Origin of the sequence: Methanolobus zinderi, assembly GCF_013388255.1 — an archaeon.
Classification (GTDB): domain Archaea; phylum Halobacteriota; class Methanosarcinia; order Methanosarcinales; family Methanosarcinaceae; genus Methanolobus; species Methanolobus zinderi.
Map to the genome: position 1 here is coordinate 2367903 of NZ_CP058215.1, position 14101 is coordinate 2382003.

15 protein-coding genes are annotated in these 14101 nt (G+C 47.2%); 1 reads left to right on the forward strand and 14 read right to left on the reverse strand.

Features of this window, described 5'->3' with window-relative positions; all coding sequences use genetic code 11:
• Positions 1–5: 5 nt before the first annotated feature.
• From pscS to cofD, 14 genes are all read right to left on the reverse strand, one after another.
• Positions 6–1169 carry an O-phospho-L-seryl-tRNA:Cys-tRNA synthase gene (gene pscS, locus HWN40_RS11620; protein ID WP_176965887.1) on the reverse strand — a complete coding sequence of 388 codons (1164 nt, stop codon included), beginning with the start codon at positions 1167–1169 and terminating at the stop codon, positions 6–8.
• A gap of 79 nt (positions 1170–1248) precedes the next feature.
• Positions 1249–1824 (reverse strand): flavodoxin family protein, encoded by a 576-nt coding sequence (locus HWN40_RS11625; protein ID WP_176965888.1) that lies wholly within the window; start codon positions 1822–1824, stop codon positions 1249–1251.
• A 148-nt stretch (positions 1825–1972) separates the two neighbouring features.
• On the reverse strand, positions 1973–2251 hold the full coding sequence (locus HWN40_RS11630) for a DNA-directed RNA polymerase subunit L (protein WP_176965889.1): 279 nt from the start codon (positions 2249–2251) through the stop codon (positions 1973–1975).
• Between the two features lie 33 nt (positions 2252–2284).
• Entirely contained in the window at positions 2285–2854 is a 570-nt protein-coding gene (locus tag HWN40_RS11635; protein WP_176965890.1) for an exosome complex RNA-binding protein Csl4, read from the reverse strand.
• A gap of 334 nt (positions 2855–3188) precedes the next feature.
• Positions 3189–3776, reverse strand: coding sequence for an METTL5 family protein (locus HWN40_RS11640; protein ID WP_176965891.1), 588 nt, complete (start codon positions 3774–3776; stop codon positions 3189–3191).
• Positions 3777–4769, reverse strand: a complete 993-nt coding sequence (gene dph2, locus HWN40_RS11645) for a diphthamide biosynthesis enzyme Dph2 (RefSeq protein WP_176966403.1) — start codon at positions 4767–4769, stop codon at positions 3777–3779. It abuts the gene before it with no gap.
• A gap of 1 nt (position 4770) precedes the next feature.
• Entirely contained in the window at positions 4771–5325 is a 555-nt protein-coding gene (hpt, locus tag HWN40_RS11650; protein ID WP_176965892.1) for a hypoxanthine/guanine phosphoribosyltransferase, read from the reverse strand.
• 141 nt (positions 5326–5466) lie between these two features.
• Complete coding sequence (locus tag HWN40_RS11655; RefSeq protein ID WP_176965893.1) at positions 5467–5721, reverse strand: type II toxin-antitoxin system RelE family toxin; 255 nt, start codon at positions 5719–5721, stop codon at positions 5467–5469.
• Entirely contained in the window at positions 5718–5936 is a 219-nt protein-coding gene (locus tag HWN40_RS11660) for a hypothetical protein (RefSeq protein ID WP_176965894.1), read from the reverse strand. The genes HWN40_RS11655 and HWN40_RS11660 overlap by 4 nt, the downstream gene beginning before the upstream one ends.
• 119 nt (positions 5937–6055) lie before the next feature.
• Positions 6056–7660 carry a VWA domain-containing protein gene (locus HWN40_RS11665; protein WP_176965895.1) on the reverse strand — a complete coding sequence of 535 codons (1605 nt, stop codon included), beginning with the start codon at positions 7658–7660 and terminating at the stop codon, positions 6056–6058.
• A gap of 13 nt (positions 7661–7673) precedes the next feature.
• Positions 7674–8795: a magnesium chelatase ATPase subunit I gene (locus HWN40_RS11670; RefSeq protein WP_246275913.1), complete on the reverse strand. Its 1122-nt coding sequence runs from the start codon at positions 8793–8795 to the stop codon at positions 7674–7676.
• A 40-nt stretch (positions 8796–8835) separates the two neighbouring features.
• A complete protein-coding gene (locus HWN40_RS11675; RefSeq protein ID WP_176965896.1) occupies positions 8836–9243 on the reverse strand; it encodes a hypothetical protein in 408 nt (135 codons plus the stop codon).
• Between the two features lie 149 nt (positions 9244–9392).
• The gene (locus HWN40_RS11680; protein WP_176965897.1) at positions 9393–10277 is read right to left on the reverse strand and encodes a formylglycine-generating enzyme family protein; all 885 of its coding nucleotides are present in this window, start codon (positions 10275–10277) and stop codon (positions 9393–9395) included.
• 74 nt (positions 10278–10351) lie between these two features.
• A complete protein-coding gene (cofD, locus tag HWN40_RS11685; RefSeq protein ID WP_176965898.1) occupies positions 10352–11275 on the reverse strand; it encodes a 2-phospho-L-lactate transferase in 924 nt (307 codons plus the stop codon).
• A 165-nt stretch (positions 11276–11440) separates the two neighbouring features.
• Between cofD and mutS the strand changes: the two genes are divergently transcribed.
• Complete coding sequence (mutS, locus tag HWN40_RS11690) at positions 11441–14101, forward strand: DNA mismatch repair protein MutS (protein ID WP_425487355.1); 2661 nt, start codon at positions 11441–11443, stop codon at positions 14099–14101.

The window sequence follows — 14101 nt, forward strand, 5'->3', positions numbered from 1 at the left end:
GGGCCTTACTCCTTCTTCTGATACTTGTCAATGATTTCCTCAAAGGAGTCTGCAACATATTTTAAGTTTTCTCTACCCACCTGGAAAGTGCTGAGCTTGAAGTATTTCGTAAGACCGGATTTAATGCCGTGGATATTCCTCTGTTTTAATTCTCTGTACAGGAAATAACGTCCCTTCTTGGCGGTCTGTGAGATATCATAGAGCACCGGAGCCTTAAAGAACATCAGGTCATGGTCATGGGGCTTATCGCCCATCTGCATGATACCAAGATCCTCCAACCTTGAAGAGAACCAGCGTGCATCGGCAACCTCATCATACCAGTTCCTTGTACGCTCCACAACGTGCGGGAACGAGGCCATCATGGTCATGATAGGAGCGCCCCTCACGGTACATCCCAGAAGTTCTACTTCCTTGTTCTTGTGGGTGGGAGACTTCCTGAAGACTATATCAGCATAATCCTCTTTCACACCGAGCAGACCCACAGGACCGGAAGCAGCCATAGATTTGTGTCCGCTTCCCACAATAAAGTCAGCACCCATCTTCTTTGCATCAATGGGCATCCTTCCCACAGAATATGCACCGTTGACCATCAGGGGTACATCATACCTGTGGCAGAGATCGGATATCCTGTTTACATCCGCAAGGTTTCCGTAGCTGCCATCAGGATAGGTCACCTGTGCAAGTGCAGGGGCTTTACCGGTCTCCCGGGTAATTTCCTCGATAACAGTTGCATATGCTTCCACATCGGTCTTATAGTCCGGGCTGCCACTATGTGGAACGGTCCTGATATTGAGTCCCGCCCTCTGGGCAGCAACGAATGAAGAGTAATGCGCAAGCTCATCCAGCACAATGTAGTCACCCTTCTCAGCCATGGAGTGCATAACAGCAAACTTTGACTCCCTTGCTCCGTGGGTGACTCTCACCTCATCCGTGTTCAAGAACTCCGGGAGAACGCTGTGCACGAACTCCTCGATAGGAGGCTTCTTGATCAGGTCCAGCACTCCGCCACAATAGTCACAGACAGAATAGCCGTCTCCCCATTCAAGAAGTGTACGTTTTGCATCTTCCGTAAGCTTGCCGCCTGTCTGGAGAGGATCGATATTTATCGCGTCCTTCATTCCACGTGGGATAAAACTGAATTTCTGAAGTGCTGCATCATCAAGTACCATATGTTCACCGATTTCCTGTTGTTCGTCCGGTATTCCAGACACATACTACTAATTAATAATTAAGAGCATTCGTTAAAAACTATCCGTATAGCTTCTGCATAAGCCACGCCATATTCTTTCCAAGATTGCGCATGGTCTGAATTCCTTCCTCATCGCCGGCAACATCACCCTCAGCAAGACCAAGCCCCATGTTCCAGTAACTCGATCCCGGAACCACCATCTGGCTGATCCCGAAGAAATGGTTCAGCGTATCGTATACATGGATCGAACCCGCCCTGCGTACCGCCACAACAGCAGCTCCTGTCTTTCTGGCAAGAAGATCCCCGTTTGCCTTGGACACAAAACCTGCCCTGTCTATCAGGGCCTTCATCTCGGTTGTGACATCTGAAAAATAAGTAGGCGATGCGAGTATGATGCCATCAGCTTCATCCATTTTAGCTATCCATCCGTTCACAGGATCATCATCGAATATGCATTTCCTGTCCTGGGTCTCGAAACATTTCATGCAGGCCGTACATCCCCGCAGTTTCTCGCCTGTGAGATTTATCATCTCGGTCTCGATCCCTTCCTTCTCGAGCTCTTCAAAAACATAATTCACCAGCATGGAAGTATTCCCTTCCTTTCTGGGACTTCCGTTAAAAGCAATTACCTTCATTGTACCTCCTCTGATCAATATTGCATTTATCGAATATTAGGCCATGCCTTAAGGTATAAAATTACCGCAAACATTGGCTTATAAAACAATAGAAAAATAAAACCTTCCCGTATTATCAGGAAGGAACACTTAAGGTGTCTTTTTGAACTTATGCATTAACTGCAGTGGTAAAAACCGAAACGAACTCGTCACACTGGGAAATAAGTTCTTTCAGAGCATCCTTCACGACGTCTATGGGGTCAGCACCATCTGTTTTAACAAACAGTACAGGATCACTGATAGATACATGCTTCATATCGTAAGTTGCTATCTGAACCCTCTCGTCATCAAGGAGAACTGATTTGAGCATGTTAAGAAGGGTATGTGTCTCTCCCTTTATCTCAAGATGCATCTCGTCATCAGTCTTGTCAATGATCTTTAATTCCATCTTTTTCTCACCTGAAACAGATTATTTGTAATATCAGAAAATGCCGGTTCCGTAGTCGGAGGACACTTTTCTCTTTTCGGTGCGTCCGCATGAAGGACATTTGAGTCTTTTACCGTCCATCTGAAGCTCGCTCCTGCATCTTGAGCAGTAAGCCTTCATAACACCAAGTGATTTCTCGGATGTGGTAAGCCTCATGTTCTGGGTATTAATGACCTTTGCCTTGACAATATCGGACATGGAGAATTCCTGTGAAAGGTTCTTGACATAGGAATCCCTCACATTTGAAACATGGATCGCTGCAAGGCCATCCATCTGGAACTCACGCTCTCCTTTGCCCTTGATCCCGCCTATATCTACCAGAACCACAGAATCGCGCAAGTTGGTGATACCGCCAATTACTATATCGCCCTCACATAGCTCAGGAGGAGTCTTTGTTTTAGGAACTACGGAGATTGTCCTTGATTTTCTGTCAATGTTCACATATCCCGTGCTGATAGAGTGAATGTCTCCTACATCCACATATGTTCCTTCTCCGGCTGTGAACTCTTCAGTCGTACCGATAAGGTCACCGGGCATTACAAACTGTTTTTCTTCTTCGCTCATATTATCTTCTTCCCTGGATACGTTCTCCGGCTGCTTCTTTGACGTATCGCTCTTTTTTGACTGTTTCTCTGAGCCTTTTGCAGTGACCTTTTCCTTCTTTACAGACTCATCCGGAGACTGAGAAGCTTCAGCAGATTTGTCAACTTCACCGCCCTTTTCATCTCCTGAACCGGAGGACTTGATCTTTCTGCGGGAAGTTTTTCTTCTATTTCTTATCCTAATTAAAATCCCTCTTATAAAACTGAAATTCGTATAAATCTTTATGGTATTGAGATCTGATTCAAAATTTGAGAATATAGTTCATTCAAGTAAAACTGCATTTTACTTTAAGGATTTATCGCATAATACGATATACTTCTACATTAATCCTTTCTACATCTTTTTTATGGAATTTGAACGTTCTCTTCAGTGGAAACCCCGTAGTATACCAGTCACTTATTCTGGCATCTCCTATGAACTTTTCGATAAAATCATGGCTCCCACAATTGTGTATCGAGTATACCACATCACTGGTCTTCAATGCACTTAAAAGGAACGGTCGGTCATTACCCTTTGCCTGTGCACCAAAAGGGGGGTTCATTACAGTGGTATGCGCATGCCCCTGCACCTCGGAGATTTCACAATGCAAAAACTCAACATCCACACCCATCTTTTCAGCATTCTTCCTGGCGATCTCAAGAGCCTTATTATCAAGATCGAAACCGACCACCTTTTCAGCCCCAAGCAGTTTGGCCCCGATGGCAAGTATCCCGGTCCCGCACCCAAGATCAAAGACCGTATCTTCCAGGTCACCCTGCATATAGGCAAAATGCAGAAGCTCAGCCGCAAGCACCGCAGGAGTGGGGTACTGTTCAAGGGCGGCACTGGGAGAATCAAAGCCCTCCACCTGTTCAAGCAATATCTCAAGTCTGCGCTGTTTCACTCACTCACCCGTTATCTCATCAAAGACAGGATTATCCCATTCCCTCTCGCCAAGTACAATCTCAAACTCCTGCGGGGTGAGCATGGGAGCATGGAACCTGCCAACTTCATCGATCGCAAGTCTCGGGCAGGCGGTATTCACAAAGGCGTCCACCTTAAACTGCAGAAGCTGGTCTGGTGTCACAAGGTCCATGGACAATATATGGGCCTGCTTTCCATGCTTTAACGCAATATCTTTCAGTCTCCCGGCCAGCTCCAGCCTTTCCTGTCCCGGCTTTGAGGATACAACTATCCCGAAAACATTAACATCCAGGGATTTTGCTATCACGACACTTCTCTGCTTGAGTATCCTCGATGGATCGACCTCACGTATCTCATTGACAAACGGATCCGCCACAAGCACTCTCTTTCCTGTTGAAAGTGAAACTCCAAGAGGGTGGAATTCTCCGCTTCCGATGTAAAGATATTCGTCACATTCCTCACTGCGGGCCGCAGAGAAATTACATCCGAGCACCTGCCCGGGATATGCTATCTTGCTGTCACCTGTACCTATCACACATTCCTTACCATCGGCTTCCAGTATCCTGCAGGCGTCCTCCAGTTTATGTACATGCTGGACGGTGGTGATAAGACCTATTTTCTGTCCTCTTAGTTCAGAAATGGCATTCTCAACAACCTCACTAATGGCTGCACTGGAGCGTGTTTCAATGAAATAGACCTTGCCTGAAAGTGTATTGTCATCAAGCTGAGCATGCCCGAAATGAAACATAATATCAACCCTGTCCAGCAGGGCTACATCAAGATCGCATGCACCAAAACAGGGATTTCCCGATATGATCACACTGGTTCCCGTCTCCTCTTCAACACGAGCTGCTATGCCGGGTGAGCGGCGCTTGAATCCTTCTGGAAACTGCAGTCCCACAAGTTTTGCATCACTGTCCCTGACAATAGATATAATACGATCTATCTGAAAATCAAAACCCTCTCTTTCCATGTCATTCCTCAATAGAGACACCGTTCTCATCAACATTTATCCGGACCAGTGTCCTGACATCAAATCCAAGCTCACGCATGCCGGCAACTCCCTCACCACGTTCGATTACAACAATCGTATCGCTCACCTCGGCACCAATCTCTTTCAGGGCGCTGATGAGTGCCATCAGTGTTCCTCCCGTACTGATAACATCATCAACGATCAGAACACGGTCGCCTTTCTTTATCGCATTTATGAAGAGCTCACCCTTAGAATAACCTGTCTTCTGGGACAGGATGACTTCGCCATCCAGCTCGTAGGGACGCTTGCGTATGATAGAGAAAGGAATACCTGTTTTCAAAGAGAGGGCAGTGGCAAGAGGGATACCCATTGCTTCAATGGCAACGATCCTGTCAACATCCGTATCAGCTATCTCCATTATATGCTCCGTGATCTCATCAAGCAGTTCCGGTTCAAGGAACGGCACACCATCGGATATCGGATGAATGAAGTAGTGGTATTCTCCCCTGTGAACGATGGGAGCTTTCAGTAATGAATCATGAAGTTTTTCCAGCATAGTTATGGCTAATATCTGACATTATATAAAGAGGGTCCCATATTGCCTGCAAATTGCAGATTATACTAGATGATTTTTGGTGAGTATCAGTATCGGCTATTTTTCAAGACATCCGTTACTGCAGAGCTGGACGGAAAGAATTCATCTCTTATAGATTTTCTTCCTGTGCCCTATCTTAATTACAAGTATGTACAGGTTCTCATTGTCAAGGTCAAGGATGATCCTGTAGTCTCCCACCCTGTACTTATAACCCGGGTCACCCACAAGTTTTGAGATATAGCTTTCGGGGCGTATCCTGATCCTCTCAAGAGATGCTATTATCCTTTTCTGCACATTTTGCTCAAGCTTCTGAAACTGCTTTTTTGCGTTTTCAGAAAAGATAATATTATACGTCATAGACCCAGCTCATCCCTGATCTCTTCCAGAGTTGAAAATTTACCTGCCCTGATCTGCTCACGTGATTCTTTTATCTCTCTTTTAGTTTCAGCTGAAAGCTCCTTGGTGTCCTCTAACAGGTCCCAGATGACCTCTTCATAGGTCTCCCTTGAGAAGAGTTTCCGATTTGCCAGTTCAGCCCGCAGTTCTTCACTGATCTGTATCGTCGTGGCCATAGTGAACTATAGTACAATATAGCGTATTAAACGTTTGTACCTCTGAGATTAAAGGTGATGTTGACCAGGCAGAAATTGAAAGTAGAGATGAAACGAATGTTTTGATGCAGGAAAAAAAGTCACACTGCCGCAAAGTCTGTCCTGGAGTTCCTTTCCTCGCATATTGCAGAATAAATATCCTCCCTGTTGAGAGACCTCGGGTGATAGTAGCTGCCACCACTCTGCATGGCTACTTCCTGTGAAAGTGTTGAACCATTCTCACTAATGTCTATGACAAGCAGATTGATGTGATAATTGGATATCTGCCTGCAGACCTGCATGATCTCACGCCTTATATTGCCACCAAGATTCAGGGAACTGTTTGCCGTTCCATCCGTGACGAGTATCATAATCGGAACTGCGGAGGGTTCTTTTTTCAGCTCTCTCAGAAGAGTATCCAGTCCTGTAAGCATACCCGATGCAAGGGGTGTCGTACCTCCGAAGGGTACCTTTTCAAGATAGCGTTTGGCAGCTTCCACTGACGATGTAAATGGAAGTACCAGTTCTGCGGACCTGCCACAATAGGTCACCAGGGACACCCTATCACGTTTCTGGTAGGCGTCTTTCAGCAGGGCTATGACCACATCCGTTGTGATCCTTATCTTCTCATGGTCATCCATGGAACCGGAAGTGTCAAAGACTATATTTATCAGGCTGGAAATACGCCTTCTGCGTACCTTTTCTCTTATATCGCTCTTTTTGATCTCGATCTTCCCGTCCTTTGCATGATGTGCCGCCGCTCTTACCGTTGGTGCTATCGCGATATCCGTTATCTTCTCTCCGGGCATCCTGTACCTGACATAGCGACCACGCTTACCCTTGGTCAGCACTTCAGCACGTCTGCCGGACTTGAGCCTGCCCGAAGCAAGCCTCTTTTTCTGGGAATTTCTGGCAAAATCGTTGAGTATCTTTCCCACAACCCGGTCATCCTGAAGATCCTTTTTAATCTTTTCTGGCATCTTATCCGGGGCGATATCATCCTGTTCCTGTGAAGATACGACGTCATCAGATTCGTACTCCCCGCCTGGAACATAGATCCTGGGAGTCAGTTCCACGACAACTCCGGTATCACTATCCGAAGCTGGCCGGGAGAATATCTCAGAACAATCCCCGTCCTGCGGCCGCAGTATTTCATCTCTGCCATCAGGCAGGTCTTTAGTCTCAGAGTAAGCCGGACCCAGTTCTATTTCCATCATGGAACTGTCATCACCTTCCTCCGGAACATCAGGCGAGCTTTCTTCCGGAGAAACATTCTCCGAAACCAAATCGAACTCATTGTTAACAGTTACTTCATTACCCGCCTCTTCAGTGAGCGTTTTATCTTCAGGGGTTTCGTCTTCCTTAATCTCCTCGATACCTTCGGATAGAGAATCGCCCATCCCGAATATAGCGGGATCATAGGAAGCATCTCCCTGCAGAAATGGTTTGAAGAAAAGAACCGGGTCCACTTTCAGGTGATCGGAATCGGCTATTAAGTAAACAGACTCAATCTCTGCAGGCCTTAGCTGTTCGATATTCAGATACAGCAAATTGTAGAGCGTATCCGTATCCACCTTTGAGATATCGGATACGGATCTTCCGGGAATGCGCAGACCGAGTACAGGTTCATCTACATACATAACTCTGATGTCATATTTCCCTGACAGGTTCCTGCGCAGGCGCAGGACGGTTTCTTCACTGCTCATACCCGGCCTCCTTTCAGATATTGCCCTCGACTACCGCACGTAGCTGGTCCGCGCTGAATTCCTCTTCCTCGAACGGCTTCTTGCGCATCCTGTGAGGCAGGACCATCTCTGCGGCCTCGATAATATCGTCATTTGTGATACGTTCCCGTCCTTCATAAGCTGCATTGGTGCGGGCCGCACGCTCTATCATGATATCTGCACGATGTCCGTCCACATTGAAAGCGATACATATCTCGGCTATGGTACGCAGGTTCTCCCTTGTGGTGCTCACCCTCGGGAGAAGCTGTACTGCCTTTAGTATCTTTGAGCGCAGTTTTTCCTGCTCGGTCTCGAACTCACGGATGAAATGCTTCGGATCATCGTTGAACTGGTTTCTCCTTTCAACGATCTCGATACGCTGCTCCACATCGAAGATACCCGTGACCTCCACCTGCAGGGCAATCCTGTCGAGCAGTTGCGGCCTGAGCTCACCCTCTTCTGGGTTCATACTGCCGACAATTATGAAGTTTGCAGGATGGCTTACACTCACACCCTCACGCTCCACGGTGTTCACACCCATTGCTGCAGCATCGAGCAGGGCATCCACCACGAAATCGTCAAGCAGGTTGATCTCATCCACATAGAGAATTCCCCTGTTGGCCTGAGCGAGTATGCCCGGATCGAATGCCTGGACACCCTGGCGGACCGCCTTTTCGATATCAAGACTGCCCACAACCCTGTCTTCCGTGGCACCGACAGGCAGATCCACAACCTTCATCTGGCGCTTGTGCACCCGGAGGTTGCCGTTCATTTTCTTTTCCATGCATTCCCAGCAGAACTTATCAGAATCTGCGGGATCGCAGTTGAACCGACATCCTTCTATCACCTCGATCTCAGGCAGTACCTCTGCCAGTCCCCTGATAGCGGTCGATTTAGCTGTTCCTTTCTGACCGCGTATAAGCACACCGCCGATCGACGGATTGATTGTGTTCAGAATCAGGGCACGAAGCATTTTCTGCTGACCCACGATGGCAGATACGGGATACAGAACCCTTTCCGTCCTGGTAGCTGTTTTTGCAACTTCCTCCGGTGAAACCGCAGGAGTTTCTGTTTGCTTTGGGACCTCTTTTATGGTCCCGCTGATATTCAGGCTCATTTTATCTCCTTCCTGAGCAAAGAATCCTTTATGATCGTAATTACAGGTACCTCAGTATAATCGCGGATATCAGTGCCATAAAGAGCAATACAAGTCCCACGGCAAAGAGTCCGAAGAGGATTTTCCTGTGTATCTTCTTTTCCTCATCCTGTGAAAGTCCGTTAAGTTCGTACAATGCATATGCCGTCGAAAGCAGGAAGACCATTGATGACAATAGCAGAAGCGAACCTGCGACAACGATATATTCGGCAGTCCATGTCAGCGTCTCTGCTGTCAGAAGATCAATGAAGAAATCCTTACCGTTCCTCTCATAGGCGGCAGTGATCCACATCATCGTATATGCGATCTCTGCGGCACTGAGAATAACAGAACATATAGCAGTCGACAGTAGTGTGATCATCGTCCCTATGTCAGGGATCTTCAGATCAATATTCCATTCATCACCCACATTTTCACCTTGCAGTTTTTATAAAATTATTCGTTAAAGCGGATTTCAATTACATCTGCAAGTATTTAGTGATTAAAATAATAAAAACGTATTTATTAAATAAACTGTCAGAGTTAAAAAACAAGAACCTTGAATTTCTGTATAAATGGTTAGATTTCCATAAGAACACGAAAACCACGGTCATAGTCGGCGTCTTCCGTATCATCATAGGTACGGTAAGCACAGCCACAATACCGAGGAGTGCTACTCCAACTTCCACCGCGTAAAACCCTTTTGACGTTAAGATCTATTTGCAGGCTAGCATCACCAGAAGCACCAACATCTGGATCTATCTTTTCAAAAGCACTACCATTATCAGGTGTACCGAGATAGGAGTCATGATAGATATCCTGACACCATTCATGCACATTTCCATGCATATCATACAGACCCCAGAGATTCGCTTTCTTCCAGCCAACCGGATGAGTTCGATCTCCCGGCTGATCACCATTATATGGATCTGTATCATACCAGGCATAGTCATCCAGATAGGATGCACTATCACCAAAGGAGTAGAAGGTAGTAGTGCCAGCCCTGCAGGCATACTCCCACTCGGATTCAGAAGGAAGCCGGTACTTATCAGTCCCTTCCATTTCGTTCAGCCTCTTAACGAATTCCTGTGCATCATTCCATGAGACCTGTTCCACCGGATTGTTATCACCATCAAAATAAGAAGAGTTATAACCCATTACCATAACCCACTGTTCCTGGGTGACCTCGTACTTACCAAGATAATAGGATTCACCGATGGTTACTTTACGAACAGGACCTGCCCGGCCATCTCCGGAACCCATCATGAACTCACCTGCGGGTATTTCAACGAAATCCATACCAATGGAATTAGTGTGATCAACGCGAGCAGCAACTTCAGCAGGAGGATCAACAGGAGCTTTGTCTGGCTCATTAAGCTCTGAGAGACCAAACCAGAAAGCATTGACTAAGAGAAGCAACCATAAAAGTACCAGTATTCTCTTGCCATATCTCTTTTTGGCCATTATGTTTGATAAAAATTGGATATTACATATAATTTCCTGCAGAAAGTAAATGGATTCACAAGATACTGTTAAAACTAGCGCATGACGTCAAACTCACGGAGAATCAACTCCGAAAGCCCCACACTAACATCCACGGACCTCATCATGGTATCCGCACGCACCACTTTGCAGCCTGCATCTTCAAAAGCATCATCCTGCGTAGTATCCTTTTCGTCTATAATAAAGGTGTCCAGGAACTCCCTGTAGAAAGCCGCAACACCTGCCGAAGATACATCCAAGCTCCTGGCCTGCATCAATTTTCCGGCCGGACCGCTCACCGCTTCATTTCCTATAATGGGACTTACAGCGATCACTTTCTTATTCCTGAGGATATCCGTCATGCCTGGAATCGCTATAATAGGACCGATGCTTGTTATGGGATTGCTTGGCCCGATCAGTACCTCATCTTCGTTTTCCAGAGCCTTCATGACCTCAGGCGATATGGTGGCAGCAGCAATACCTTCCTGGAAAACTTCCAGAACCTCAGGTTCTCCGCGTTCACCTATCCAGAAATCCTGAAAATGCATCCTTCCTGCTGGTGTGACGATTGTTGTTGATACCGGGTCATCCGACATGGGCAGGACCCTGGCTTTTATGCCCATAGATTCTGATAACTTAATAATAGCTTCAGATAGCGTATACCCTTTACGCAGATAGTCCGAGCGGATGATATGGGTTGCGCGGTCAAGATCACCGAGCATCATTCTTTCCTTGTGCCCGAGAGCCTTCATGGCCTCATGGGTACGATAGGTGTCACCTTCGATTCCCCACCATTTCTTCAGGTCGATCCTGTCGGAGAAGAGATAAAGTACCGTATCAATATCAGGCGTGACAAGGTTCCCGGATACCCACAGGTCCTCTGCGGTGTTCACCACTACCGTGATTTCCTGCTCGGGAATTATTCTGCGAAGTCCGTTCAAGAGTTTTGGTGTGCCTGTGCCGCCTGAGAAGATTATCATTTTTTCACCTGTAAACTGTCAGAATTTATACGGCAAAACGTATCCAAACAATAAAAACGATACTGAAAATTGAAGATGGATAGAGAGCCTTTGCCACATCTTCCAATGCAAACACAAAAATACTAACACCCAGATAGTCTGGGAAAAAATCATTTGACGATTATTATGAAAAAGCTGACCCCTGCCATGCAGCAGTATTATGCTGCCAAGGAAGAGCATAAGGATGCCCTCATATTCTTCAGGATGGGGGATTTCTACGAATCCTTCGGAGAGGATGCAAAGACAATAGCAAGAGAGCTTGATATAACGCTTACCACCCGCGGAAAGGGAAAGGATGGGGAAAAGATGCCCCTTGCAGGTATCCCCTACCATGCCATTGACAATTATCTCCCGCGGCTTATCAAGAAAGGCTACAAGGTAGCCATATGCGAGCAGCTTGAGGACCCGAAGCAGGCAAAGGGCGTTGTTAAGCGCGGTGTTGTCAGGGTGGTCACCCCGGGTACAGCCATCGATCCCTCCATGTTCGCGGACGCATCCAGTAACTATCTCATGGCCCTGTACGGAGAGGATAAGGATTTCGGGCTGGCCTGCCTGGACATATCCACAGGAGAGTTCCTCACAACACAGCTTACGGATGAGGCACCCTATGACCGGATAGCCAGCGAGGTCGCCCGTATGCGCCCCTCCGAGTGCATCATGCCGCCTTCACTTAAAGAAGATGAGAAACTGCTGGAGCGTTTCAGGGAACTGAAGATCATCATCCATGAATATGATGAGTACGCCTTTGAGGAGGGGACTGCAAACAAACTCCTGACAGAGCACTTCAATGTGTCCACACTTGAAGGAATGGGATGCAGTGAGCTTCCATTTGCAGTATCATCCGCCGGAGCGGCACTAAAGTATGCGGTTGATACCCAGATGAGGGAACTCTCACATGTACAGCATCTCAAGACCTATTTTGATTCCGAGTTCATGGTGCTTGATGCCATCACCCTTCGCAATCTCGAGATCGTAAAGAACGTACGGGGGGAGGGAAATGACTCCACTTTATTGAATGTTCTGGATGAGACAAAGACACCCATGGGCAGCAGGCTGTTGCAGAAATGGCTGCTAAAACCTCTTATCTCAGTGGATGAGATCAATGACAGGCTTGACGCTGTCGCGGAACTTGAATCCAATACACTTGTGCGTTTTGACCTGCGGTCACACCTGTCTCAGGTAAAGGACATGGAAAGGCTGGTTGGAAGGGTGATGTATGGTAACTCGAATGCAAGGGACCTCATATCCCTGCAAAGATCACTCGAGGCAGTACCGCAGATTATCGAATCACTAAAAGAATGTCCTGATTCCAACCTTCTGAAAGATGTTGCTTCGGAACTCTTATCCTTCACCGAACTTGACGAGCTTGAAGACTTGATAGACAGGGCTATAGTTGAAGAGCCTCCGGTGAGTGTCAGGGACGGAGGAATGATAAAATCCGGCTACAATGAAAGGCTTGACGAGCTTAAGAGCCTTTCAAAGGACGGGAAACACTGGATTGCTGAGTTCCAGCAGAAAGAGCGTGACAGGACAGGGATCAAATCACTCAAGGTCGGCTACAACAAAGTATTCGGCTACTATCTCGAGGTCACAAAGGCCAATATATCCCAGGTTCCGGACGACTATATACGCAAGCAGACAATGACAAATGCCGAAAGGTTCTACACCCCGGAACTAAAGGAGCGTGAGAGCGAGATACTGTCTGCTGACGACAAGGCCACAGCCCTTGAATATGAACTGTTCTGCGAGCTTAATTCCATCGTTGCAGAGCATGCACAGCAATTGCAGAATACCGCATTCATGATAGGGACTCTGGACGTGCTTGCAAACCTGGCGGAAGTGGCGGCAAACAACAATTACGTACGCCCTGCAATTACCAGTGACTGCAGGATGCTCATAAGGGACGGCAGGCACCCGGTCGTGGAAAACTCAACACCTGGAGGTTTTGTACCCAACGATACCGAAATGGACTGCCAGAACAATCAGTTCATGCTGATCACAGGACCGAACATGGCAGGTAAGTCCACGTACATGCGCCAGATAGCGATGATTGTGATAATGGCACAGGCAGGCTCTTTTGTACCTGCATCCCATGCTTCCATCGGTATTGTGGACCGCGTGTTCACAAGGGTCGGGGCCTTTGACGATCTTGCCAGCGGACAGAGTACCTTCATGGTGGAAATGGTGGAACTTGCCAATATCCTGAACAATGCAACCCCTAAAAGCCTGGTTTTGCTTGATGAGGTTGGCAGGGGTACAAGTACCTACGACGGATACAGCATTGCAAGGGCCGTGGTGGAATATATCCATAACAAAGGCAGGGTTGGCGTACGCTCACTCTTTGCCACTCACTATCACCAGCTAACGGATCTCGAAGCCGCCCTGAAAAGGGTGAAGAACTTCCACATCGCAGTAAAGGAAGAAGGTGACGAGCTGGTATTCCTGCGAAAGATCGTTCCCGGTGCAACCGACAAGAGCTACGGTATCCATGTTGCAAGGATTGCAGGCGTCCCGCATAATGTTACCAGCAGGGCAAAGGAAATACTGGAGGACATAGAGAATGAGAGCGCAATCGGAAACGGCAACAGGGCGGACAGGAAAAAACGCAGCAGCGCCAAATATACGCAGGTCGTCCTCTTTGACCAGAACGCATCAGGAGAAGAGCAGGAACCTGATCCTGTAATTGAGGATATAAAGGCTCTTGACATCAATTCACTGACACCCCTTGAAGCACTCAACGAGCTGAACAGGATCAAGGATAAACTCTCGGGAAAAAGGGAAAAATAA

Excerpts from the sequence above, each read along its gene's own strand:
- HWN40_RS11680 (WP_176965897.1), bottom strand. The coding sequence starts at position 10,277 with ATGGCCAAAAAGAGATATGGCAAGAGAATACTGGTACTTTTATGGTTG.
- pscS (WP_176965887.1), bottom strand. The coding sequence starts at position 1,169 with ATGGTACTTGATGATGCAGCACTTCAGAAATTCAGTTTTATCCCACGT.
- HWN40_RS11670 (WP_246275913.1), bottom strand. The coding sequence starts at position 8,795 with ATGAGCCTGAATATCAGCGGGACCATAAAAGAGGTCCCAAAGCAAACA.
- HWN40_RS11660 (WP_176965894.1), bottom strand. The coding sequence starts at position 5,936 with ATGGCCACGACGATACAGATCAGTGAAGAACTGCGGGCTGAACTGGCA.
- HWN40_RS11625 (WP_176965888.1), bottom strand. The coding sequence starts at position 1,824 with ATGAAGGTAATTGCTTTTAACGGAAGTCCCAGAAAGGAAGGGAATACT.
- HWN40_RS11630 (WP_176965889.1), bottom strand. The coding sequence starts at position 2,251 with ATGGAATTAAAGATCATTGACAAGACTGATGACGAGATGCATCTTGAG.
- HWN40_RS11665 (WP_176965895.1), bottom strand. The coding sequence starts at position 7,660 with ATGAGCAGTGAAGAAACCGTCCTGCGCCTGCGCAGGAACCTGTCAGGG.
- dph2 (WP_176966403.1), bottom strand. The coding sequence starts at position 4,769 with ATGGAAAGAGAGGGTTTTGATTTTCAGATAGATCGTATTATATCTATT.
- HWN40_RS11635 (WP_176965890.1), bottom strand. The coding sequence starts at position 2,854 with ATGAGCGAAGAAGAAAAACAGTTTGTAATGCCCGGTGACCTTATCGGT.
- HWN40_RS11655 (WP_176965893.1), bottom strand. The coding sequence starts at position 5,721 with ATGACGTATAATATTATCTTTTCTGAAAACGCAAAAAAGCAGTTTCAG.
- cofD (WP_176965898.1), bottom strand. The coding sequence starts at position 11,275 with ATGATAATCTTCTCAGGCGGCACAGGCACACCAAAACTCTTGAACGGA.
- mutS (WP_425487355.1), top strand. The coding sequence starts at position 11,441 with ATGAAAAAGCTGACCCCTGCCATGCAGCAGTATTATGCTGCCAAGGAA.
- hpt (WP_176965892.1), bottom strand. The coding sequence starts at position 5,325 with ATGCTGGAAAAACTTCATGATTCATTACTGAAAGCTCCCATCGTTCAC.